This window comes from Saccharopolyspora antiqui (assembly GCF_052246905.1).
GTDB lineage: Bacteria > Actinomycetota > Actinomycetes > Mycobacteriales > Pseudonocardiaceae > Saccharopolyspora.
On the sequence record NZ_JBQQBO010000007.1, the window covers coordinates 106,842 to 127,260 of the forward strand.

23 protein-coding genes are annotated in these 20,419 nt (G+C 69.6%); 15 read left to right on the top strand and 8 right to left on the bottom strand.

Going from position 1 to position 20,419, the window contains the following annotated elements:
- Window positions 1-16: 16 nt before the first annotated feature.
- Both ACTWQN_RS14015 and ACTWQN_RS14020 read right to left on the bottom strand, forming a co-directional pair.
- Entirely contained in the window at window positions 17-589 is a 573-nt protein-coding gene (locus ACTWQN_RS14015) for a TetR/AcrR family transcriptional regulator (RefSeq protein ID WP_443203880.1), read from the bottom strand.
- 70 nt (window positions 590-659) lie between these two features.
- Window positions 660-1,340, bottom strand: coding sequence for a FadR/GntR family transcriptional regulator (locus tag ACTWQN_RS14020; protein WP_443203881.1), 681 nt, complete (start codon window positions 1,338-1,340; stop codon window positions 660-662).
- Between the two features lie 201 nt (window positions 1,341-1,541).
- On the opposite strand from ACTWQN_RS14020, the gene ACTWQN_RS14025 reads away from it, so the two are divergent.
- Genes ACTWQN_RS14025 through ACTWQN_RS14035 form a run of 3 tightly spaced genes read left to right on the top strand, consistent with a single transcriptional unit; the run spans window position 1,542 to window position 4,668 of the window.
- On the top strand, window positions 1,542-2,078 hold the full coding sequence (locus ACTWQN_RS14025) for a helix-turn-helix domain-containing protein (protein ID WP_443203882.1): 537 nt from the start codon (window positions 1,542-1,544) through the stop codon (window positions 2,076-2,078).
- Between the two features lie 27 nt (window positions 2,079-2,105).
- A complete protein-coding gene (locus ACTWQN_RS14030) occupies window positions 2,106-3,263 on the top strand; it encodes an aminotransferase class V-fold PLP-dependent enzyme (protein WP_443203883.1) in 1,158 nt (385 codons plus the stop codon).
- 1 nt (window position 3,264) lies between these two features.
- Window positions 3,265-4,668: an amino acid permease gene (locus ACTWQN_RS14035; RefSeq protein WP_443203884.1), complete on the top strand. Its 1,404-nt coding sequence runs from the start codon at window positions 3,265-3,267 to the stop codon at window positions 4,666-4,668.
- Window positions 4,669-4,731: 63 nt separating this feature from the next.
- Here ACTWQN_RS14035 and ACTWQN_RS14040 read toward each other — a convergent pair whose 3' ends face one another.
- A complete protein-coding gene (locus tag ACTWQN_RS14040; protein WP_443203885.1) occupies window positions 4,732-6,072 on the bottom strand; it encodes a carboxypeptidase regulatory-like domain-containing protein in 1,341 nt (446 codons plus the stop codon).
- Between the two features lie 213 nt (window positions 6,073-6,285).
- Here ACTWQN_RS14040 and ACTWQN_RS14045 point away from each other — a divergent pair, with 213 nt between their 5' ends.
- The 5 genes from ACTWQN_RS14045 (at window position 6,286) to ACTWQN_RS14065 (ending at window position 9,571) form a co-directional block, all read left to right on the top strand.
- Complete coding sequence (locus ACTWQN_RS14045; RefSeq protein ID WP_443203886.1) at window positions 6,286-6,948, top strand: TetR/AcrR family transcriptional regulator; 663 nt, start codon at window positions 6,286-6,288, stop codon at window positions 6,946-6,948.
- Window positions 6,949-6,996: 48 nt separating this feature from the next.
- Window positions 6,997-7,632 carry an NUDIX hydrolase gene (locus ACTWQN_RS14050; RefSeq protein ID WP_443203887.1) on the top strand — a complete coding sequence of 212 codons (636 nt, stop codon included), beginning with the start codon at window positions 6,997-6,999 and terminating at the stop codon, window positions 7,630-7,632.
- 84 nt (window positions 7,633-7,716) lie between these two features.
- Window positions 7,717-7,887, top strand: a complete 171-nt coding sequence (locus tag ACTWQN_RS14055; protein ID WP_443203888.1) for a Sec-independent protein translocase subunit TatA — start codon at window positions 7,717-7,719, stop codon at window positions 7,885-7,887.
- A gap of 50 nt (window positions 7,888-7,937) precedes the next feature.
- Window positions 7,938-9,038 carry a CapA family protein gene (locus tag ACTWQN_RS14060; protein WP_443203889.1) on the top strand — a complete coding sequence of 367 codons (1,101 nt, stop codon included), beginning with the start codon at window positions 7,938-7,940 and terminating at the stop codon, window positions 9,036-9,038.
- Window positions 9,039-9,130: 92 nt separating this feature from the next.
- The gene (locus ACTWQN_RS14065) at window positions 9,131-9,571 is read left to right on the top strand and encodes a TSCPD domain-containing protein (protein ID WP_443203890.1); all 441 of its coding nucleotides are present in this window, start codon (window positions 9,131-9,133) and stop codon (window positions 9,569-9,571) included.
- Between the two features lie 18 nt (window positions 9,572-9,589).
- On the opposite strand, the gene ACTWQN_RS14070 is transcribed toward ACTWQN_RS14065, so the two are convergent.
- Genes ACTWQN_RS14070 through solA form a run of 3 tightly spaced genes read right to left on the bottom strand, consistent with a single transcriptional unit; the run spans window position 9,590 to window position 13,045 of the window.
- The gene (locus ACTWQN_RS14070) at window positions 9,590-10,951 is read right to left on the bottom strand and encodes a sodium/glutamate symporter (protein ID WP_443203891.1); all 1,362 of its coding nucleotides are present in this window, start codon (window positions 10,949-10,951) and stop codon (window positions 9,590-9,592) included.
- Window positions 10,952-10,959: 8 nt separating this feature from the next.
- Complete coding sequence (locus tag ACTWQN_RS14075; RefSeq protein ID WP_443203892.1) at window positions 10,960-11,919, bottom strand: LysR family transcriptional regulator; 960 nt, start codon at window positions 11,917-11,919, stop codon at window positions 10,960-10,962.
- 1 nt (window position 11,920) lies between these two features.
- Window positions 11,921-13,045: an N-methyl-L-tryptophan oxidase gene (gene solA, locus ACTWQN_RS14080; RefSeq protein ID WP_443203893.1), complete on the bottom strand. Its 1,125-nt coding sequence runs from the start codon at window positions 13,043-13,045 to the stop codon at window positions 11,921-11,923.
- 413 nt (window positions 13,046-13,458) lie between these two features.
- On the opposite strand from solA, the gene ACTWQN_RS14085 reads away from it, so the two are divergent.
- On the top strand, window positions 13,459-13,635 hold the full coding sequence (locus ACTWQN_RS14085) for a hypothetical protein (RefSeq protein WP_443203894.1): 177 nt from the start codon (window positions 13,459-13,461) through the stop codon (window positions 13,633-13,635).
- 55 nt (window positions 13,636-13,690) lie between these two features.
- On the opposite strand, the gene ACTWQN_RS14090 is transcribed toward ACTWQN_RS14085, so the two are convergent.
- Complete coding sequence (locus ACTWQN_RS14090) at window positions 13,691-15,058, bottom strand: Nramp family divalent metal transporter (protein WP_443203895.1); 1,368 nt, start codon at window positions 15,056-15,058, stop codon at window positions 13,691-13,693.
- 228 nt (window positions 15,059-15,286) lie between these two features.
- Here ACTWQN_RS14090 and ACTWQN_RS14095 point away from each other — a divergent pair, with 228 nt between their 5' ends.
- Window positions 15,287-16,276 (top strand): quinone oxidoreductase family protein, encoded by a 990-nt coding sequence (locus tag ACTWQN_RS14095; RefSeq protein ID WP_443203896.1) that lies wholly within the window; start codon window positions 15,287-15,289, stop codon window positions 16,274-16,276.
- An 82-nt stretch (window positions 16,277-16,358) separates the two neighbouring features.
- Window positions 16,359-16,844, top strand: coding sequence for an NUDIX domain-containing protein (locus tag ACTWQN_RS14100; protein WP_443203897.1), 486 nt, complete (start codon window positions 16,359-16,361; stop codon window positions 16,842-16,844).
- On the opposite strand, the gene ACTWQN_RS14105 is transcribed toward ACTWQN_RS14100, so the two are convergent.
- A complete protein-coding gene (locus ACTWQN_RS14105) occupies window positions 16,835-17,278 on the bottom strand; it encodes a hypothetical protein (protein ID WP_443203898.1) in 444 nt (147 codons plus the stop codon). The two genes, ACTWQN_RS14100 and ACTWQN_RS14105, sit on opposite strands and share 10 nt — an antisense overlap.
- A gap of 147 nt (window positions 17,279-17,425) precedes the next feature.
- On the opposite strand from ACTWQN_RS14105, the gene ACTWQN_RS14110 reads away from it, so the two are divergent.
- The 4 genes from ACTWQN_RS14110 (at window position 17,426) to pcaG (ending at window position 20,409) form a co-directional block, all read left to right on the top strand.
- Entirely contained in the window at window positions 17,426-18,265 is an 840-nt protein-coding gene (locus ACTWQN_RS14110; RefSeq protein ID WP_443203899.1) for a CoA transferase subunit A, read from the top strand.
- Window positions 18,262-19,029 carry a CoA-transferase subunit beta gene (locus ACTWQN_RS14115; RefSeq protein ID WP_443203900.1) on the top strand — a complete coding sequence of 256 codons (768 nt, stop codon included), beginning with the start codon at window positions 18,262-18,264 and terminating at the stop codon, window positions 19,027-19,029. The genes ACTWQN_RS14110 and ACTWQN_RS14115 overlap by 4 nt, the downstream gene beginning before the upstream one ends.
- A gap of 61 nt (window positions 19,030-19,090) precedes the next feature.
- On the top strand, window positions 19,091-19,837 hold the full coding sequence (pcaH, locus tag ACTWQN_RS14120; RefSeq protein ID WP_443203901.1) for a protocatechuate 3,4-dioxygenase subunit beta: 747 nt from the start codon (window positions 19,091-19,093) through the stop codon (window positions 19,835-19,837).
- Window positions 19,837-20,409, top strand: a complete 573-nt coding sequence (gene pcaG, locus ACTWQN_RS14125; protein WP_443203902.1) for a protocatechuate 3,4-dioxygenase subunit alpha — start codon at window positions 19,837-19,839, stop codon at window positions 20,407-20,409. The genes pcaH and pcaG overlap by 1 nt, the downstream gene beginning before the upstream one ends.
- Window positions 20,410-20,419: the final 10 nt, after the last annotated feature.

The following is a 20,419-nucleotide window of genomic DNA, read 5'->3' on the forward strand; positions in this document are numbered from 1 at the left end:
CTCCTCATCGGGATTTTCAGCGCAGGATTTCGTCGAAGACGGTCGTGAAGAAGTCGTCCAGCGGTTCGGAGTTCTTGACGACCTTGGCGCGCAGCAGTGCGCCCTGCCACGCGTTGAGGATGAACCGCCCGATCCGGTCGACGTCCAGATCGCGCGGGAGTTCGCTACGGTCCTGTGCGGCGCGCAGCGATTCGGCGATGCTGTCCGACCACTCCGCCAGGTAGGTCTGGACCGCACCGCGGATCACCTGGCTTTGGTCCGCCAGTTCCTCGCCAAGATTTCCGATCAGGCATCCGCGCGTGTATCCGTTGTCCACCAAGACGTCGGTCATCAGCTGGAAACGCGCGCGCAGCCAATCCAGCGGCGAAAGTTCGGGATCGCCTTCGGCTTGCCAGCCGACGGCGGTGACGTAGCGGGCCAGCGCCTCCACCCCGAGGGCCTCTTTGCTCTTGAAGTGGTTGTAGAAGGAGCCCTTGGGCACCCCGGCCGCCTTGGTGATGGTGTCGACCGAAGTGGCGGCGAAACCACGGCGGTGCAACTCCACCAACGCGGCTTCGACGATTTCTTCGCGAACGCTCGGCCTCGGCATGGTTTCAATATGACCGGTCGTCTTAGAACTGTCAAGGCCGGTGGCGGGCGTGGCCTGGCAGAGCCATGGGCTACCGCTGCTTGTCGATGAAGCGCCGCGATCGTCGCTCTATGTCGGAGAAGTGCCGGGACATCTCCTGGGCCGCCGCGTCGGCGTCCCCCGCGCGGATCGCGTCGACGATGCGCTGGTGCTCGGCGCCGATCTCGTCGCGCACCACCTCGGGCGGGTCGATCTCCGCCTCCACCCGGTGGTAGACGGTCCAGAACAGGTCGATGAGCTGGACCGCGATCTCGTTGTCGACCGGCCGGTACAACAACTGGTGGAACCGCCGGTCGGCCTCGACGACGTCGCCGCTGCGCATCTCGGCGACGCACGACTCCAGCTCGCCGATCAGCGCGTCGTCAGCGTTCGCGGGCACCTCGGCGATCAACGAGGTCTCCAGGATCCGCCGCAGCTGGATGAAATCGGCCAGCGTCGAGGCGTCCTGCCGGGCCGACTGCCGAGCGCGGAACAGCAGGCCGGGCAGCAACGCGGTCACCGGCGCCTCGCCGACGAAAGTCCCGTAGCCGTGCCGGATGTCCACGATGCCGAGGGTGTGCAGCGCGCGCAGCGTCTCCCGGATGGAGTTGCGGCTGGCGCCGAACTGCGCCATCAGCTGGGGTTCGCTCGGCAGCGGTGCGCCGGGTTGCAGTCCGGACTCCAGGATCAGGTCCACGACCTTGTCCTGCAGCAACCTGCCGCCGCCCGCCATCAAGCCTCCACCGATCTGCGCCAACCAGCCTGCCCGAACATCCTACGTCCGACGTCCGGCCCCGACCAGAACCCACCGGCGTGCCGAAACCCACTCCGACTCCCGCGCGGCCGGTGCGGACCTCGCGTGCGGCGGCTATTGACTTCGCCCATCCGAAGATTCATTCTCGCTGAAACCCTTCACCCACCCCGAAAGCCCGTCATGATCGGCCCGCATCTGCGCGAGCTGCGCCGCGAACGAAACCTGACCCTCAAACAACTGGCCGAACGCACCGGACTGTCCACCGGACTGCTCAGCCAGGTCGAGCGCAGCATCCACGACCCCAGCCTGGAGACGCTGCGTCGCCTGGCGAGAACCCTCGAAGTGCCGCTGTTCAGCCTCTTCGCCGGAGAAGACCGCCAGCAGGTGGCGGTGGTCCGCCGCGACCGGCGGATGACGGTCAGCTCGCCGCACGGCGGGATCAGCTACACCCGCATCTCCCCCGGCTCGGGCCGCCTGGAACTGCTGGAGGGCTGCCTGGAACCGGGTGCGGCGTCGACCGATCGCCCCTGGAGCCACCCCTCCGAAGAATGCGTGCTCGCGCAGACCGGCGAACTGCTCGTCGAAGTCGGCGAAACCGTGATCCGGCTGGCGCCGGGCGACAGCTGCTACTTCGATTCGCGAACCCCGCACCGATTCGTCAACCCGGGCGCCGACGCCAACACCTTCCTGGTCTCGGTAACCCCGCCCAGCTACTGAATCCACCGCACACCGAGGAACCGCACCGTGAACGCTGCCCCAACCGCCATCACCGATCCGAGCCTGTTCCGCGGCTACTTCCCGTCGCTGACCGAGCACGTGCACCTGGCCAGTTGCAGCCAGGGCGCGCCGTCCCGGCAGCTCGGCGACGCCCTCGCGGAGTACCAGCGCACCCTTGAGGTGCACGGATCGGCGTGGGAGATCTGGATGCAGCAGGTCGAACAGGCGCGACGCGGTTTCGCCCGGCTCATCGGCGCCGAACCGGACGAGGTCGCGGTGCTCTCCAACGCCTCCGAAGGCGCCTTCCAGGCGGCGTCGACCAGGAGCTACACCGATCGGCCTCGGATCATCACCACCGACATGGAGTTCCCCTCCATCGCGCACGTGTGGCTGGCCCAGCGCCCGCGCGGTGCCGAGGTCGTCCACATCGGACAGACGGATGGGCGGGTGCGCACCGAGGACTACCTCGACGCGATCGACGAACGCGCCGAGCTGGTGTCGGTGCCGCTGGTGTCCTACCGCAACGGCCTCGTGCTGCCGACGCGCGAAGTGATCGCCCGCGCGAAGCAACAGGGTGCGACCACGTTCGTCGACGCCTACCAGGCCGCGGGCGTGCACCACATCGACGTCAAGGAACTGGGCTGCGATTTCCTCGTCGCGGGCGCGCTGAAGTACGTGCTCGGCATTCCCGGTATCGCGTTCCTGTACGCGCGCCGGGGTGTGCGCGACGCGGTGGCGCCGCAGCTGACCGGTTGGTTCGGCCGCGACAACCCGTACGAGTTCGATCCGCGCTCGATCGACCACCCGGCCCGCGCCAGCCGCTACGAGAGCGGCACCCCGAGCATTCCCTCCGCCTACGGCGCGAACGCGGGCCTGGAGCTGGTCAACCGGCTGGACGCACCGACCGTGCACGAGCACATCCGGCGGTTGACCCAGGCGCTGCAGGACCGGTTGCTGGCGGCCGGTGAGCGGCTGTGGTCGCCGACCGATCCCGCGGCGCGCGGACCGCAGGTCGCGCTGTCCGAGGACGATCCGAACAAGTTGGCCGCCTGGCTCGCCGAACGGCGCATCGCGACCAGCCCGCGCGGCACCATCCTGCGGATGTCCTTCCACTTCTACAACGATGAATCCGATGTGGACGCCGTCGCGGCGGCCATCACCGACTACCGCCGCTCCGGGAGCTGAGATGGACTCCACCACGGGCAGATCCACCGAGGACGACACCGGATCCGGCGGCCAGCTGCGCCGCGTGCTGACGCACCGCCAGGTGACGATGATCGGCCTCGGCGGCGCGATCGGCACCGGGTTGTTCCTGGGCTCCGGGCTGGCCATCTCGCAGGCCGGACCAGCCACCGTGCTCGCCTACCTCGCGTGCGCACTGGTCGCGCTGGTGATCGCCTGGGCGCTGGCCGAAATGGTCGTGCAGCACCCGGAGGCGGGCGCCTTCGGCGCGATCGCGCACCGCTACCTGGGCCCGTGGGCCGGGTTCGTGGTGCGCTGGACGTACTGGACGATCCAGGTCATCGCGGTCGGCGGCGAGCTGATCGCGGCCGGGATCTACACCCAGTTCTGGTGGCCGCAGTTACCGCTGTGGGTTCCCGTGGTGGTGTTCTCGGTGCTGATCCTGGCGGTGAACGCGGGTGCGGTCGGGTTGTTCGGCACCTTCGAGTACTGGTTCGCGATGATCAAGGTCACCGCGATCGTGGTGTTCATCCTGCTGGGGATCGCGCTGGTGACCGTGGGGCTGCCCAACGCCGAGCCCACCGGGTTCGGGAATCTGACCGCGCACGGCGGATTCCTGCCGAACGGGCTGAGCGGCCTGTACCTGGCGATGGTGTTCGCGCTGTTCAGCTTCATCGGCACGGAGGTCGTGTCGGTGACCGCCGCCGAGTCGGAGAACCCGGAGCGCGACATCCCCCGCGCGGCCCGGCAGATGGTGCTGCGCCTGTCGCTGTTCTACCTGCTGGCCATCGCGCTGGTGCTGACCGTGGTGCCCTGGACCGTGGTGGCGCAGACCGACGGGGTCAGCGAGAGCCCGTTCGTGACCGTCTTCGGCGCCGCCGGAATCCCGTTCGCCGCGCTGCTGATGAACTTCGTGGTGCTCACCGCGGCGCTGTCCAGCGCGAACACCAACCTGTACCTGTGCACCCGGATGCTGCATTCCCTCGCCGGGCACGGCTATGCGCCGCGCTGGACCGCGCGGTTGAGCCGACGCGGCGTACCCCGCCACGCGCTGCTGCTCAGCGCCGCCGGGCTGCTCATCGCCACGGTGCTGTCGGCGGCGCAGGGAAACGCCGCCTACCTGGCGTTGTTCGGGTTGTCCATCTTCGGTGCGCTGGTGGTGTGGATCCTGATCCTCCTCACGCACCTGGCGTTCCGCCGCTCCCGCGCCGCCGAGGGCCTGCCGCTGCCCAAGGTCCGGCTGCGCGGCGCGCCGGTGACCGGGATCGTGGCGATCCTGTTCCTCGCGGCGATCCTGGTGTCCACCGCGTTCATCGACGACCTCTCGGTCGCCTGGTGGGCGGGCCTGCCGTTCTTCGCGCTGCTGAGCGCAATCTACTACGCCATCAGCCGAAAGGCCCGCGCCTGATCTGTCGGAAGGCGCGCTATTTCACTGGCGAAACGTGGCGCGGATGCGTCCACATCGGACTGATCAGTGTGCCCGCGCCGCCGTCCGGTGGTGTCTCGGCTCGGGTTCCAGCACGAAGTCGTAGCCCGCGATGCGTCCTGGCCGCACCGCCACCCGGTCCACCGCGGGGTGCATGCCCGGCGCCGAGATGACCACCGTGACGTACTTGCCCGGCAGGTCGTGCACCTCGTACTCGCCGGAGTTCGAGGTCACCAGGTGCGCCAGCTGCGTCCCGGTCGAATCGGTGACGGTCACGATCGCGCCCGGCACCGATGCGCCGCCGGCGGCGGAAACGGTACCGGCCAGCGTGTGGTGGTGCGCGGGTTTTGGGGCCTCGATCGCCGGATCCACCACGACACCGCTGTCGTCCTCGTGCTCGTAGCTGCCCGCGACGGTCACCGCCTCGGGGTCCGCGGCCTGCTTTCGTCTGGTGCGCAGCTGGTTGAACACCACCAGCAGGACGCCGAACGCACACCACGCGACCAGCCCGAGGACGGCGGGCAGGGCGCCCGCGCCGTTGAAGTACAGGATGCCGCGCATCGAGTCGACGGCCTGTCCCAGCGGCAAGAACCGGTGCAGCGACTGGAAGAACGAGGGCACCAGTTCCTTCGGGATGGCTCCGCTGCTGGAGGGCATGCTCAGCAGCACGAACAGGCCCATCGCCACGCCGGGGATGAACTGCTTGACGAACGGCACCAGGCCGAACGCCGTCCACCCGACCGCCTGGGTGAGCAGGAAGCCGATCGGCAGCAGGATCGGCCGGTTGTAGATCACGCCCATCGACAGCGCGGTGAAGTAGCAGACCACGGTGGCGAAAACGCCGACCCCGACCAGTGCCAGCAGCTTCTGCCGGGCGCTCAGCGCCGCGCGCACCAGCATCATCACCGTCACGTACGGCGGCATGTTCATCGCCAGCAGGCAGTAGAACAGGCCGGTGCCCATCACGTCGCCGGGCGCGGACGGGGCCAGGTCGGTGGGCGCCAAGGGGTGGCCGCCAGCCGCGGCGACCGGTGTGAACACCTGTTGCAGCACCATCAGCAGCGCGGAGCCGTTGGCCTTGGCGTAGAACAGCTGCCCGTCGGCGGGGTCGTAGGCGGCGACCGCGTTGCGCTGCATGATCGCCTCGCGGGCGCCGTGCTCGTCGGGCACCGCGGTGACGTTGATGCCGCCGGGCATCGCCTTGGCGAAGGTGGCGTCGAGCTGCTGCGCGGCCTGCTCGCCGACCACCGCCACCGGCATGTGGTGCGGCGCTGGGGCGTGGAACGGCAGCAGGTAGCAGAGCATGAACCCGACGATGAAGAACATCGGGAACCACAGGGTCGAAGCCAACGTGCGCACCAGCGAACTCGGCTGTGCCTCGGTCAAGAAACCTCCTCGCGACGAGACGGGGGTGCGGCACTGCACCGGTTCGAATCGCCCGGCGCGACCAGCGCTGTCGGCGAGAACTGCCCGTTAACGATTAGCGACACTAACGTATTTCTGCAGTCTGTGCAAAAATGCAGGTGTGCAACAACGGTTTGCCGGAGATGTCCGGACCGTTGCGCGCGACGCTCGCCCCTGGAGAAACGGACGCTGCGGATGGCCAACACCACAACCGCCCTCGACAGCGGCACTGGCACGTCTCGCGGGGGCACGTCTCCCGGGGGCACGGGCACGTCTCGCGGGCTGCGCGAGCGCAAGAAGCGGGCCACCCGGCAGGCGCTGCAACGGGCGGCCATCCGGCTGTTCCTGGAGCACGGCGTCGAAGCGGTCACCATCGAGGACATCTGCGCCCGCGCCGAGGTGTCGCCGCGGACCTTCTTCAACTACTTCACCGCCAAGGAAGAAGTGCTGGTGCCGTGGGATCCCGACATCGTCGAGAGCACCGCGCAGCGGGTGCTGGCGCAGCCCGCCGAGCACTCCCCGCTGCGGGTGGCGCACACCGTGCTCGGCGCGGCCATCGACACCGCGATGGCCGCACCCATCTGGCGGGACCAGGCACTGCTGCTGCGCGACCAGCCCGAACTGATGCGCCGGGTCGTGACCGCCTCACGAGCCCTGGAAGCGGCCTTGGCCGACGGGCTGGCGCACCGGCTCGGTCGGGATCGCGAGGACCGCTACATCCGGCTGCTGTCGGCCACCGCGATCACCGCGATGCGCAGCTCCATCCAGTCCTGGCACCGGGCGCCGCCGGAGACCGACCTGCACGACTTCCTCGACGAAGCCTTCGAACTGCTCAGCCGGGGCCTGCCGCCCGAGTGATCCCGGCGCCGCCAGCGAAAGGACCGCGTCGCCAGCGAAAGGACCGCGATGGACGACCAAGACCACCCGCAGCTACCGCCCAGTCCCGATGACCTCCGGCGGCACGTCGCCGCCCGGCTGGACCGGTTCCGCACCAGGCGCATCCCGCTGCAGAGCCGCCGGGCGGCGGCGGTCGCGATCGCGCTGGCCAGCGATGGCGGCGAGCCGGGCGTCTGGCTGACCCGACGAGCCGCGACGCTGCGCGCGCACGCCGGTCAGTTCGCGCTGCCCGGCGGACGGCTGGATCCCGGCGAGGACGCACGGCAAGCCGCGCTGCGCGAACTGCGCGAGGAACTCGGCGTGGCCGCACGGGCGCGCAACGTGCTCGGCCAACTGGACGACTACGCGACGCGATCCGGCTACGTGATCACGCCGATCGTGGTGTGGATCGGTGCGGCGCCTCGGCTGACTCCCAACCCGGCGGAGGTCGCCCGCGTCGACCTGGTGCCGCTGACCGAACTGGACGTCACGCCCAGGTACGTGCGGATCGCCGAATCCGACCGGCCGGTCATCCAGCTGCCGCTGCTGGACACCCTCGTCCACGCGCCGACCGCGGCGGTCCTGCACCAGTTCACCGAGGTGGTGCTGCACGGCCGGGACACCCGGGTGGCCGACCTGGAACAACCGGTTTTCGCCTGGCGCTGACCTGGGGCGGCGCCAGGTGGCCACCGCGAGGCATCCTGGATGCGGACACCACCCGGTAGTGCTGGCGCATTGGAGGAGGTAGCTGTGTTCAGCGGCACGTTCGGAGTTACCCATTGGCTGATCGTGATCGGCGTCCTGGTGGTCCTCTTCGGCGCGAAGCGGCTGCCCGCAGCCGCCCGCGGCCTGGGCCAGTCGATGCGCATCCTGAAAGCCGAGCTGCGCGACGACCCCGACGAGGACGACCGGCAGAAGTGACCGCGCCGCGGACGTAGCGCGGGTCCCGGAGGGAATCCGGGGGAACGGGGATGGACCTGATCCGGCTGTTCCTGTGCGGCGATGTGATGCCGGGTCGCGGCGTCGACCAGATCCTGCCGCACCCGGGCGATCCCCGGCTGCACGAGCACTTCCTGCGCGACGCCCGCAGCTACGTCGCGGCGGCCGAGGCGCGCAACGGCCCGATCGGCAGCCCGGTCGGCTTCGACTGGCCCTGGGGTGACGCACTGCGCGCGCTGGAGGCCGCCGCGCCCGATGTCCGGGTGATCAACCTGGAGTCCAGCATCACCCGCAGCGATGACTTCGCGCCGCGAAAAGGCGTGCACTACCGGATGAACCCGGACAACGTGGGGTGTGTGAGCGCCGGTCGGCCGGACGTGTGCAACCTGGCCAACAACCACGTGCTGGACTTCGGCCGCCGCGGACTCGCCGACACGCTGCACGCGCTGTCCCTGGCCGGGTTGCGCTGGGTGGGTGCCGGGCACGACGCCACCGAGGCGCGGCGACCGGCGGTGCTCGGCACCTCGCACGGCCGGATCGTGGTGTTCGGCTTCGGAGCGGCCTCCAGCGGCATCCCGGCGGGCTGGGCGGCGACGTCGCGGCGGTCCGGGGTCAACTTCCTGCCCGACCTCTCCGATCGACGAGCCGCCGAGATCACCGGCGAGATCCGCGAGCGGACCCGGCCCGGTGACATCGTGATCGTCTCGCTGCACTGGGGCACGAACTGGCACTACCAGGTCGAAGCCGACCAGATCCGCTTCGCGCACCTGCTGGTCGACGGCGGGGTGCACGTGGTGCACGGGCACTCCTCGCACCACCCGAGACCGATCGAGATCTACCACGACCGGCTGGTGCTCTACGGCTGCGGCGACTTCATCGACGACTACGAGGGCATTCCCGGCTACGAGCAGTACCGGGACGATCTGCGCCTGCTGTTCTTCCCGTCGCTGACCCCTTCCGGTGAACTCGTCGACCTGCGGATGCTGCCGATGCAGGCCAGGCGGCTGCGCCTGCACCCGGCGTCGGACGTCGACGCCGCGTGGCTGTGCGCGACGCTGGCGCGGGTGAGCGCCTGCTTCGGCACGGAGGTGTCGATGTCCAACGGGGCGCTGCGGGCCCGAGCCCGGGCCTGAAGCCGCTGCCCGGCCGATCCGGTGGCGTGCCGCTGCGGTACCGTCCCGCATTGTCCATATAGGACTCCCGATCCGAAGGAGCGCCTTTCGGCATGGCCCGCACCGAAGTCGCCCAGCACCGCAGACGCCCGATCATCCGGATGGAACAGCACGCCGCGCACCAGCAGCCCCCGCGCCGCCGCCACGGCTACACCGTCCGGTTCGACGTCGGCGGCGTCCCGGGCCACCTGACCACCAACGCCTACCCGGACGGCAAGCTGGGCGAACTGTGGGTGCACGTCGACCGCCAAGGCAGCCCGGTCAGCGGATTCCTGGACAGCTTGTCGGCCGCCGTGTCGCTGGGCCTGCAGCACGGCGTGCCGTTGGAGCGGTACGTGGCGAGGTACGTCGGCATGCACTTCGAGCCCTGCGGTCAGGTGTCCGATCCGGACATCGGATACGCCCACTCCGTCCCGGACTACGTCTTCCGCCGCCTGGCCCTGGACTACCTGGACCAGGCGACCTGCGCACAACTCGGCATCCGCAGCGAATGATCCGCCCGGTGTCTCTGGTCACCTGGTCGGTTCCGACACGCGGTCCCCGGCTCGGGTTGGTGCCCGCCAGCCGAACACGAGAGGCAGGACCAGCGCGAGTGCCGCGACCGCGCCCCAGATCCCCGCGATGGCCCAGCTCGCCCCGGCGAGCGCGAGCACCGGGGTGAAGGTCACCGCGGTCACCTCGACCGGCAGGATCGGCAGGTAGGCGATGGCGAAGTCCTCCAAGGTCCGGGAACGCAGCCGCGGATCGATGATGCGCAGCAGCGCGATTCCGGTCGAGACCGAACCGGTCGCCCAACCCCAGGTGAAGATCTGCTTCTCGAACCACGCGTCGCCGAGCATCCGCGGCGCGACGCCGAGGCCGAGCAGCAGGCACAGCGCCAGCCCGACGACGAACAGGACGAGCAGCGGCACCCAGTAGTCGGCCACGAAGCTCGGCACGATCGAGGCGATGCCGCAGACCACGAGCACGTCGGTGGCGCTTCCGGAGATCGACTTGATCGACTCGGGATCGACGAGGCGGCGCGTCCGGGTGGCGGACAGCAGCGCGCGGACGACCAGCCCGACCAGGAACGCGATCGAGAACAGCGGGAACGACACCGCTGGGAAGACCTCGCCGAGCAGCGTGTTGACCCCGTACGCCGCCGCGGAGATCACCAGGACGATCCCCGCCTGGAAGCTCAACGACTCGATCGCGCCGCCCGAGAACGTGTGCGTGCCGATCGCGGGCCGGTCCCCTTCCGGGCGCAGGACTCCGGTTCGGACGTGCTCGGGCAGCGCGCCCAGCCCCTCGAATTCCCTGGCGTGCCCCCGTTTCGCGCCGATCTTGGCCTGGGCGATGCCGCCGACGATGCCGACCAGCAATCCGACCGTCGCGGAGGTGAAGGCCAGCGACTGCGCTTCGGCCCAGCCGCCGTCGCCGAAGACGGTTCCCATCGCCGCGGCTGAGCCGAATCCGCCAGCCCATCCGGCGAACAGCAGCAGACCGAACCCGTCGGGCGTGCCGAACAGCGGGCCCAGCACCAGCAGTCCCAACAGGACGCCGAGGGCGACCTGCGCCGCGTACATCAGCACGCCGTAGCTCGCGAACCCGGCCACCGAGCGACCGAGCCGCCGGAGGTCGAGGTCGTCGGTCAGCGCGAGGCAGGCGAACACGACCACGATGAGCACCGACGAATACGTGCCCAGCTGCTCGGAGAACGGCAGGAGGCCGAGTCCCTCGGGCCCGAGCACGAGCCCGAGCACACCGGCGAGCACGCTGGCCGGGACCATCAGCGTCTGGAGCGGTCGGACGGTCGCGCGGAGCGCGGCTCCGACCACGAGGAGCAGGCCGATGAGTCCGGCGTCCACGAGCAGGGACCAGGCTGAGTAATCCATGGGCACTCCTACGGTGCTGGTGCGTTGCCCTCCGCGGCCTGCTCGGCGTCGGAGGCGGTGGGACGGTGCGCACGGCCTTGAGCGGGGTCGTCCCCGCCGAAGCCGAGCGCGTGCTGGGCCGACCGGAAGGCGCGCGCGACAACCGGTAGCAACCCGAGCGGATCCCCGCTGGCGACCCTGGCGCGCAACGGCGAGCGCGCGGTCGTGCCGGGAAGGCGGAGGAAGCGCACGCCGGGCCAGGGCGTGAGTCCGAGGATCTCGGAGACTATGGCCACGCCGAGACCAGCCGAGACCAGGCCCAGCATCGCCTGTTCGCTTTGCACGTGGGCCACCGGTTCGGCGGAGAAACCGGCCTCCGCGCAGGCGGCGGCGATCGCGTCGAAGGCGACCGGAGCGCGGTCCCGGGCGAACAGCACGATCCGCTCGGTGGCGACGCTGCGCAGGGACGCGGTGTCAGCCCCGGCCAGCGGGTGCCCGACCGGAACGGCCAACAGCAGTCGTTCGTCGGCGAGCACGATCTGGTCCGGAGAAGGGTCCTCCCACTCCCGGAGGATGGCGAGGTCGACGCGCCCGGCTGCGAGAGCGTGCCGCTGCTCGGAGCTGCCGAGGTCGACCACCACGGGGTCCCACTGCGGCAGTTCCGGCAGCAACACCGGGAGCAGGGCCGGGAACGCGGAGGTCACCGCCGCGATCCGGACCGGGGTGAGACCAGCGTCCCCGCGCACCAGGGTCCGCGCCTCCGCGGCCCTCCGGAGCAGGAACAGGGCCTCCGGGTAGAGCACGTCGGCGGCGGCGGTCGGCAACACCGAGCGGCTGGTCCGCTCGAACAACCGCACCCCGAGTTCCTGTTCGAGGTTCGCGATCGCCTGGCTCACCGGTGGTTGCGCGGTGTGCAGGCGCCGTGCCGCGGCGGTGAAGCTGCGCTCCTCGTACACGGCCACGAAGTGGCGCAGCAGCCGGAGTTCCACATCAGCCCCCGAACCGATCCGGGGAGAACCGCGAGATGTCGTGCTGCTGCGGCAGTCCGAGGACGAAACGGGCCGCGATCTCGCCGAACGCGGGCGCGAGTTTGAAACCGTGCCCGGATAGCCCGGCGACGACCGCCACGCCGGGCTGGACCGTACCGATGACGGCCCGCCGGTCCGGGGTGTAGGCGTCCATGTGGACCGAGTGCCTACTCGGCTGCGCGGGCAGTTCCGGCAGCAGCGCGTGGACGTCGCGGCCCACCCCGGCCATGGCGCGCGGCTCCAGGAAGCGGGTCAGCCCAGCGGGGTCCTCGATCGAACCCCAGGCGTCGGCCCAGCCCGCTTTCACCAGGGCACCGTCGAGGCTCGGGATGCCGAACAGGTGCACGTCTCCGAGATCGCGGATGAAACCGGGGAAGACCTCCGGCGCGTACCGCGCGGGGTCTTCGGGGGCGAACCAGGTCAGCACGAGCGGACGAATGTCGAGCAGCGCCCGCAGTTCCGGCAGGAGCTGCGCCGCCCACGCTCCGGCGGTGACGACGACGTGCTTCGCGGTGCGGACGCCCTGCTCGGTCGTCACGCGCACGCCACCGGGAACCGGCTCGACCGCGGTGACCGGGGCGTTGTCGATCAGCTCCGCACCTGCCCGCCGCGCCCGGCGCAGCGCTTCGTGCACCGCGGACTCGGGCCGCAGCACGCCGCCGAGCTTGTCGAGAACCCCGATCTCGTCGGTGATCGACCCGTGCTGGGGGAACCGGCGCGCCAGCTCAGCCGCGTCGAGCACCTCGTGAGCGATCCCGTGCTGTTGCACCGAGACAAGCACGTTGCGCATCGGCGTGATCGTCGGAGCACCGATCGACAGCACGCCCGCGGGGTGGAACAGCGTCCGCTGCCCACCCTGCTGCAACTCCTGCCAGAGCTCCCGCGCCTGCAGCAGCATCGGGACGTACTCCGGACTTTCGTGGTACCCGGTGCGGAACAACCGCGACTCGCCCGCGTAGCCCCCGAAGTCGTGCCCGAGCGCATGCCGCTCCACGCCGATGACCCGCGCGCCATGGACCTCGGCGAGGCGCCAACTGGCCATCGCCCCCACGGTACCGAGCCCCACCACGACGACATCCGCATCCATGGACGGAGATTCTCAACATGCCCACCGAGCCGCCGCAATACCTCACTGATATCAAAACACTGGCGAGCCATAGCGTTGCGATATTGATCACGTCACACCGAGGCCAGAACCACCGTTGGTGGCGATGCTGATCTCCCCCGTACACGGGTATCCCGCATTCTCGACGTCGACTTCCTGGAAGAACGAATAGTTCCCCGAGCGCGAGAGCGTTGTTCACCGTGCGGCGGTGTACTTCTACCCGCCTCGGTGCTTCCATACCCGAGTCTCCAGCAGGCTCGGAAGCGCGTTTTCGCTGGGCGCGATGTCCGATAAGCGCGTGGCGAGGTTCGGTTCGGGAGCGTGATCACTGCTCGCAGGCGGGGCGCATCCGGTTGGTGGGACGTAGATCGCGCACAAGCCATCGCGGAAGGAGCATGGGAATCGCGACTCTAGAAGTGTTGTGCGTGGCACTGATCCCGCTGGCGGTGGCGGTGGCCACCGCAGCGACCATCGCCCGGAGCCAGATCTTGGCGCAACGCCTTGCGATCGTTGCTGGCTCGATGTTGGTAACGGCACTGCTCCTCCTGATGTTCTTGTCGCTGGCCGGTTGACGAGTCCCGGCTCAAACGCCGCACGGCCCCGCCAGCTGCGTCGAAAAACGTTGACTCAGAACAGTTTTCCGAACTGGTCCAGCAGCAGGGAGATGGAGAAGTAGCCGTAGAAGAGCACCGCCACGAACATCATCACCAGGCGCCAGCTGGTCAGCCGGATCGAGCGGGGCAGGAACCGCCGGTTGATGTAGATCAACAGCATCGAGTACAGGAACATCACGACGCCGCCCGCCGATGACGAGATCAGGATGAGCGCCAGCGGCTGGTCGGTGCCGGAGAGCAGGATCGCCGAACCGGCGACGATCAGCACCCACACCACCACGAAGTAGATGCGGCTCTCGGTGATCCGGGTGCTGTTGCGGAAGAACGTCACCTTCAGGCTGTCGGCGGTCAACCGGCTGACCCAGTCCATGATGCCCAGCTGGGTGGAGAACAGCGCGATGGTTCCGGCGACCCAGAAGGACGTGCGGAACCAGTCGCCGAACCGATCGGCGAAGACGTTGCCCTGCTCCCGGATGAAGTCGAAGTCGTCCTCCGGCAGCGGCATGCCGTACACCGTGGCGAAGGCCAGCACCGACATGATCACCAGGGTTCCGCAGCCCAGCACGAAGAACGTGCCGAACTGCTCGACGTTGGCCACCCGCCACCAGGCCTTCCAGCGGCGGCGGTTGTCCGCGCTGTCCAGGAACATGTACCCGGTACCCGCCGCGGCCTCCTCCTGCCCGGTGAACGGCGAGGTCACCCGGGGCAGGAACTGGCCCATGCCCATCCGCTTGTCGCGCACCCAGTTGCTCTGCACCAGGTTGTTGCCGCCACCGGCACCGGCGAACGCGATGGCGCCCAGCAGCGCGGCGATACCACCGACTTCCTCCATCGGCGGAAGTTGCCCCACGTAGGCGAAACTGGCGCCGAACGCCGCCCAGTCCGACAGTCCGGTGCCCACCACGACCGCGACCACCAGGAACACCGTGATGCCGCCGACGAGCACCAACTCGATGCGCTCCACCGTCTTGTAGACCACTTTGGACAGCGTCAGCGCGGCACCGATGGCCACCATCGCCACGATCGCGATCGGCACCGGAGCGCCGGCCCCGGCCACGTAGGTCACGATGGTGGCCGCGCCGGTGGCCCAACCCGGCCACAGGTTCGGGATGATCGCCATCAGCATCACGATCACGCCCAGCGGCGCCCAGATGCGGGTGAAGCCGGTGACCGCCGTCTCGCCGGTGGCCAGCGTGTAGCGCGAGATCTCCATGTTGAGGATGTACTGCATGAAGAAGCCCAGCACCGCCGTCCACATCAGCACCAGGCCGACCTGCGAGGTGATGTAGGGCCACAGCACGAACTCGCCGGAGCCGATCGCCGTGGCGGTGAGGATGATGCTGGCGCCGAAGATCGATTTGAAGGAACGGGGTTCGGGCATGTTCCGATAGGTTGCGGCGGGGAGGAATCTGCTGGGCAGTTCCGGGGCGAGAGCCCCTTCCTCTGGTAACTCGTGTTCCCGCTGGGTGGCCACGTTGCCTCCTGGAGGGGAGCGGTTACGGCTGATCCGGTTTACCAACCCGAACATGAAATGTGAACCGAGTCACATCTCTATTCCGTCACAAACCCCACACCGGACATCGGCACAGCCGAGAGGTAGAACCAGCAGATGCGCGCGATCGTCCTCGAAACAGCTGCTGGCACGCCGGTTTGGCGGGAGCGGCACGACCTCGCGGTGCCGGAACCGGACGCGACCGAGATCGTCGTCGAGGTCCGCGCCGCCGCGCTGAACCGAGCGGATCTCGACGAGCTCGCGGGCACCTACGCCTCCGCACCGCGAAGAACCGGTCGACCGCACCTCGTCGGCTCGGATCTCGCCGGTGTCGTCACGGCGGTCGGCAGTGCGGTTTCCGGGACCCGGCCCGGGGATCGCGTGATGGCGATGGTCGACGGCGCCTTCGCCGACGTCGTCGCCCTCGACCACCGGATCGCGCTGCCCGTACCGGAGCGCATCGATTGGGCCGCGGCCGCCGCCCTGCCATCGGCGCTGATGACCGAGTACGACGCGCTGATCGACCAGGGCCAGCTCGCCGCTGGGCAACGGGTGCTCGTAACCGCCGCCACCTCCGGTGTCGGGCTGGTGGCCATCGACATCGCCCGGTGGGCCGGTGCGGCGCAGGTGCTCGCGACGACCACCAGCGCGCGGAAAGAACTGCTGCTCACCACGCGCGGCGCGCAGGCCGTCAACACCCGCACCGACGATCTCGCCGAAACCGTGCTCGCCGCGACCCGCGGCGCGGGCGTCGACCTGGTCATCGACCACGTCGGCGGCGCGCTGCTCGACGGATGCATCGCGGCGACCCGGCTCGGCGGCACCGTCGTGCAGGTCGGCCGGACGGGCGGACACACCTCGACCATCGATGTCGACCGGCTCGCCTACCGCCGCGTCCGCCTGATCGGCACCACCTTCCGCACCCGCGGCGACACCGAGCGGGCCCGCATCGCCGAGGACATCCGCACCCGGCTGCTGCCCGCGGTCGCCGACGAGCGGATCCGACCCCATGTGCACCGCGTGCTGCCGCTGGACCAGGCGAGCCGGGCACTCACGGAACTCGCCGAGGCCGCTTCGACGGGCAAGCTGGTACTCGACTTCGGCTGACCGGCAGCGCGCCGATCGAGGAATTCGGGGTGGTCCTCGGTTAGGGTGATCTTTTCCAGTGGCGTGGAAGGGACCAGCAGCGATGCCCAAATTCACCTGGCACACCAGCGCTGTGCCCGAGGGCCTGCCAGTGCGGCAGGTGTACGGGTTCCTGTTCGTCCCGGACGGTCGGCTGCTGATCCGCCTCGACGGCAACAAGCACTCGCTGCCGGGTGGGCGTCCCGAGCCCGGCGAGGTCGAGTACGTCGACATCCTGCGCCGGGAGACCTGGGAAGAGGTGACCGTCGGCATCGGCGAACCGCACTACCTCGGCTACCAGTGCGTGGACGACGGGATCTCGCCGTACGCCCAGGTCCGGATGGCCGCGCTGATCACCGCGGTGCACCCGCCGGAACCGGATCCGGACAGCGGCCGGATCTACCGCCGACTCCTGGTGCACCCCGGCAAAGCCGGTGACCTGCTCTCCTGGGGCGAGACTGGATACCTGCAGGCGACCGCCGCCGCGGAAGCGGCGATCAACGTGTTCGGCCTGCCCTGCGCCGGGCTGCCCGAAACCGGTTATCTCTGACGCTTCTCCAGCAGCTCCGCCCGGCCCGGTCGGCCGATCGCCCGGTAGGCCCGCGCCCAGACGTCCGGATCGGCCAGCGGCAGGCCGCGCCAGTGCCCGGTGACGCGCGTCGGGAACGTCACCACTCGGCCGTCGTCGACGACGGCGAAGCCGACCAGCACGTCCACCTCGTGGTTGTCGGCGGCCACCACGAACCGTTCGCGGGTGCGGTAGATCCCGTCGCGCACCGCCGCGTCGCGAAACGGCCAGCCAGCCTCGCGCAGCACCTCGGCGACCACGTCCGGGTCGGCGTCGGTGGTCAGATCCCAGTCCCGCACCTGGTCGACGAGCCCCAGTGCGGCGAGCAATCCCGAGCCGCCCAGCGCGACGACCACTCCCCTGTCCTGCAGCGCTGCGCAGAGCGCGCGGACCACGTCAAGCGGCGGCGTTCGCATCGCGGCCACGATATACCGCCGTCGAACGTTTTCTGCCGCTGCGAACCGGCAAAGCGGTTGTAACGTCCTTGACCCCTCGCGCAACGTTGGCTTATCGTTCGCACACTGCACGAACGTTCACTATGCGCACAACAGGGAGTGGTCTGGGTGGCACGCATCCTGCGGCTCGACGAGGCCATCGCGGAGCTGGTCCACGACGGCGACACCGTGGCCCTGGAGGGCTTCACCCACCTGATCCCGGTCGCCGCCGGGCACGAGATCATCCGGCAGCGCCGCAGGGACCTGACGCTGATCCGGATGACACCGGACATCGTCTACGACCAGCTGATCGGCGCGGGCTGCGCGCGGAAGCTGATCTTCTCCTGGGGCGGCAACCCCGGTGTCGGCTCGCTGCACCGCTTCCGCGACGCCATCCAGAACTCCTGGCCGGTGCCGCTGGAGATCGAGGAGCACAGCCACGCCGGGATGGCCAACCGCTACGCCGCTGGCGCCGCCGGGCTGCCCTTCGCCGTCCTGCGCGGCTACGCGGGCACCGACCTGCCGGGGCAGACCGACACGATCAAGACGATCGAATGCCCCTTCACCGGCGAGCAGCTGGCCGCGGTCCCGGCGGTCAACCCGGACGTCGGCATCATCCACGCCCAGCAGGCCGACCGGGCGGGCAACGTGCAGATGTGGGGCATCACCGGGGTGCAGAAGGAGACCGTGCTGGCCTCGGCGCGTTCCCTGGTCACCGTCGAGGAGATCGTCGACGAACTCACCCCCCGCCCCGGCGCGGTGGTGCTGCCGCAGTGGGTGGTTACCGCCGTCGCGGAGGTCCCCGGCGGTGCCCGACCGTCCTACGCGCAGGGCTACTACGAGCGGGACAACGGCTACTACCAGCAGTGGGACCCGATCGGACGGGACCGCGAGAAGTTCGAGAACTGGCTGCAGACCGACGTCATGGGTGCGGGTGCCCCGCAAGACGCTGAGAGGAGCGCTCGATGACGGAGTTCACCTCCGACGAGATGATGGCCGTCGGTGCCGCCCGATCGCTGCGCGACGGCGCGAAGTGCTTCGTCGGCATCGGCCTGCCCAGCACGGCCGCGAACCTGGCCCGGCGCACGCACGCCCCGAACCTGGTGCTGATCTACGAGTCGGGCACGCTCGGCGCCAAGCCCGACCGGTTGCCGCTGTCCATCGGCGACGGCGTGCTCGCCGACACCGCCGACTCGGTGATCAGCGTCCCGGAGATCTTCAACTACTGGTTGCAGCCCGGCCGCATCGACATCGGCTTCCTCGGCGGCGCGCAGGTGGACCGCTTCGGCAACATCAACACCACCGTGATCGGCGGCGACTACGCCAACCCGAAGGTCCGGCTGCCCGGTGCCGGTGGTGCCCCGGAGATCGCCGCGTCCTGCCGCGAAGTGCTCATCGTGATGCGGATGAGCCCGCGCAGCTTCGTTTCGAAGCTCGACTTCGTCACCTCGGTCGGCTACGGCACCGGCAAGGGCGACCGGGAGAAGCTCGGCCTGCGCGGCCGGGGTCCGGTCAAGGTGATCACCGACCTGGGCGTGCTGGAACCCGACCCGGAGACCTGCGAACTCACCCTCACCCAGCTCAGCCCCGGTGCCACGGTCGAGCAGGCGAAGGCGGCGGCCGGCTGGCCGTTGCGGGTCGTCGAAGAACCGACCGTGCAGCAACCGCCCAGCGAAACCGAGCTGACCGTGCTGCGCGAGTTGCAGGCGACCATCTCAGCAGGCGCGAAGTGAACCCGGCCGAATACTGGCAGTCGTCCCGCACGTCTGACAGCGTTGAGTACGAGGAGCCGCGATGACCACAGAACAAACCCGCTCGCCAGCCGGGCTGGTGCTGCCCACCTACGGGCGCGACGACCAGTCCCACCCGGCGCTGAACACGCCCGGATACGGCTCATCCGCGCTGCGGTACCCGAAGCAGCCGCTGCAGTACCTGCCCCAGCACCTCACCGAGATCACCGGGCCGCTGCTGGGCCAGGACCGCTGCGGCGAACACGACCACGACCTGACCGTGCAGCACGACGGCGAGCCGCAGGGCGAGCGCATCATCGTCAGCGGTCGGGTGCTGGACTCCGGCGGCAAGCCGGTGCCCAACACGCTGGTCGAGCTCTGGCAGGCCAACGCCGCAGGCCGCTACCTGCACCAGGGCGACCGCCACCCGGCGCCGCTGGACCCGAACTTCTCCGGGACCGGCCGGTGCATGACCGACGCCGAGGGCAACTACAAGTTCATCACCATCAAGCCCGGCGCCTACCCGTGGCGCAACCACGACAACGCCTGGCGTCCGGCGCACATCCACTTCTCGCTGTGCGGGCAGGCGTTCACCCAGCGCTTGATCACCCAGATGTACTTCCCCGGCGATCCGCTGTTCTACCAGGACCCGATCTTCAACTCGGTGCGCGACGAGAAGGCGCGGGAACGGATGATCTCCCGCTTCGACCTCGACACGAGCGTTCCGGAGTGGGCGCTGAGCTACAAGTTCGACATGGTGCTGCGCGGCCCGGAGGGCTCGGTGTTCGAAGACGAGGAGGACGACGACTGATGGCTGCCCCCACTCCCCCGGCGACCACGCCGTCCCAGACGATCGGCCCGTTCTTCGCGCTGCCCGACGGAATGCTCTGGGAAGACGGCCCGGAGGTCGTCGCCGCCGATCACGCGGGCGCGTTCGTGCTGCACGGGAAGCTCACCGACGGCAACGGGGATCCGGTCCCGGATGGGCTGGTCGAGATCTGGCAGGCCGACGAGCAGGGCCGCTTCGACCACCCAGACGACCCGCGCCCGCAATCCTCGTCGTGGCAGGGCTTCGGCCGGTGCCCGACCGATTCCGAGGGCCAGTTCTGGTTCCGCACCGTCAAGCCGGGCCCGCTGCCCACTCCGGGCGGTGCGACCGAGGCGCCGCACATCGACGTGACCGTGCTGGCGCGCGGCATGCTCAACCGGGTGGTCACCCGCGTCTACTTCCCGGACGAGGAGCAGGCCAACGCCGCCGACCCGGTGCTCTCCGAAGTGGACTCGGCGCGCCGCGGCACCCTGCTGGCCACCGCCGACGAGCGGGGCTACCGCTTCGACATCCGATTGCAGGGCGATGGCGAAACCGTCTTCTTCGCGGTCTGACGGCCTGTTC